This is a genomic window from Methanooceanicella nereidis (assembly GCF_021023085.1).
GTDB classification, from domain to species: domain Archaea; phylum Halobacteriota; class Methanocellia; order Methanocellales; family Methanocellaceae; genus Methanooceanicella; species Methanooceanicella nereidis.
Genome location: NZ_PGCK01000026.1, coordinates 1 through 1285, shown reverse-complemented (window position 1 = coordinate 1285; position 1285 = coordinate 1). Strand labels below are relative to the sequence as shown.

Sequence of the window (1285 nt, the reverse complement as noted above, 5' to 3'; positions counted from 1 at the left end):
TCAGGGGCAGAGTATCCTACATAGAGGAGAACCCTGTCAACAAGAACCTGATCGTCCACGCAGAAGACACACTGCTCGGCGTACCCATAGAACTAGAGCTCGAAATGGTAATACTCGCATCCGCGATAGTCCCGAAGAAATCCACAGAATTTCTCAGGAACAAACTTACTATTTCGAAGAGCGCTGACCAGTTCCTGTTAGAGGCTCACCCGAAGCTTAACCCGTTCTCGACATCGAACGAAGGTATATATCTTGCCGGTTGCTGCCAGGGTCCGAAGGATATCCCTGACACAGTGGCACAGGCAGCAGGTGCGGCTGCAGCTGCGGCAGTACCTATCAACCAGGGCAAGGTCATGCTCGAGCCTATCGCAGGCAAAATTAATGAAACACTCTGCGCTGGCTGCGGAGTATGCGAGGGACTCTGCCCGTACAAGGCAATTGAAATGGTCGATGTAAGCGAAGGCAAGAAAAAAGCCAGGATAAACGATGCAAAGTGTAAGGGCTGCGGCACCTGCGGCGGATTCTGTCCGGGCGGCGCGATCTATATGCAGCACTTTACAACACCTCAGTTAATTGCACAGATAGATGCATTCCTCCTTGGTGGGGGTGAGATATAATGACAAACGAAGAATGGAAACCTAAGATCCTCGGGATCGTCTGCAACTGGTGCTCCTATGCGGGAGCAGATCTTGCTGGGACCGCTCGTATTCAGTATCCGTCAGATATCCGTATAGTCCGAACGATGTGTACGGGTCGTGTCGACCTGCTCCTCATCATGAGGGCGTTCATGGATGGTGCTGATGGCGTGATTGTATCCGGATGTCACTTTGGTGACTGCCACTACCTCGAAGGGAATTATAAGGCAGCAAAGAGGATGTTCTATCTGAAGAGAGTCCTCAAGTCTCTCGGTTTAGATGACCGCAGGGTGAGGATGACTTTCGTATCAGCATCCGAAGGGGCCAAGTGGGCGGAGGTCGTCAAGGAGATGATCAACACCATAAATGAACTGGGCCCGAGCCCCCTTAACAAGGGGACGAAGCCGGCCGAGATCGGTCAATCAGCATCCGTAGTGGAAGATGACCTGGCAGAGATCGCAAAGGTGAGCGCTGGTAAGAAACTAGAAGTCGCACCTGTAATAAAGAACTGACCAGGAGCTTTGAAGGAGACCGAATATGACTAACTCTATTGAAGCTAACCTGATTTCAGGCAGGACTGTCTGGCAGGGTGTTGCTATTGAGGGTCACAAGCATGATGATTATTATATCAAGACTTGTGGTATCGTTGA

2 protein-coding genes are annotated in these 1285 nt (G+C 50.9%); both read left to right on the top strand.

From position 1 onward, the window contains the following. Positions 1-617 (top strand): 4Fe-4S binding protein (locus CUJ83_RS15520; protein WP_230743380.1); only part of this gene is annotated, 617 nt, incomplete at its 5' end. Continuing rightward, a complete protein-coding gene (locus CUJ83_RS15515; RefSeq protein ID WP_230743379.1) occupies positions 617-1147 on the top strand; it encodes a hydrogenase iron-sulfur subunit in 531 nt (176 codons plus the stop codon). The genes CUJ83_RS15520 and CUJ83_RS15515, both read left to right, overlap by 1 nt. The last annotated feature ends 138 nt before the right edge of the window (positions 1148-1285 follow it).

Coding starts and splice junctions, on each gene's coding strand:
- CUJ83_RS15515 (WP_230743379.1), top strand. CDS start 617: ATGACAAACGAAGAATGGAAACCTAAGATCCTCGGGATCGTCTGCAAC.